Source organism: Streptomyces beijiangensis (genome assembly GCF_017315755.1).
GTDB classification, from domain to species: domain Bacteria; phylum Actinomycetota; class Actinomycetes; order Streptomycetales; family Streptomycetaceae; genus Streptomyces; species Streptomyces beijiangensis.
The window spans coordinates 1-211 of record NZ_JAFLRJ010001246.1 but is presented as its reverse complement, the minus strand read 5'-3'; the positions used below and the strand labels follow the sequence as shown (position 1 = coordinate 211).

Sequence of the window (211 nt, the reverse complement as noted above, 5' to 3'; positions counted from 1 at the left end):
CCGGCACTCCCGCACCGAAAGAGGTGGAGGGCGAGAGAACCGAAGGGTTACGGGCCGAAGGGACGGCGGCGTCGGGCTCGACGGCGGGGGCGTTGTGGGACACCAGCGGTTTCTCCTTGAGGAAGAAGGCGATGACAAGTCCGAGAACGAGCACCGGCACGAGATAGAGGAAGATCCGGGGCATCGCGTCGGCGTACGCCTGGATGTAGCC

The 211-nt window shown here is 65.9% G+C and carries 1 protein-coding gene; it reads right to left on the bottom strand.

The genetic code is table 11. The features are described from left to right. On the bottom strand, positions 1–211 hold a 211-nt coding region (locus J0695_RS41360), incomplete at both ends, for a hypothetical protein (RefSeq protein ID WP_206969954.1).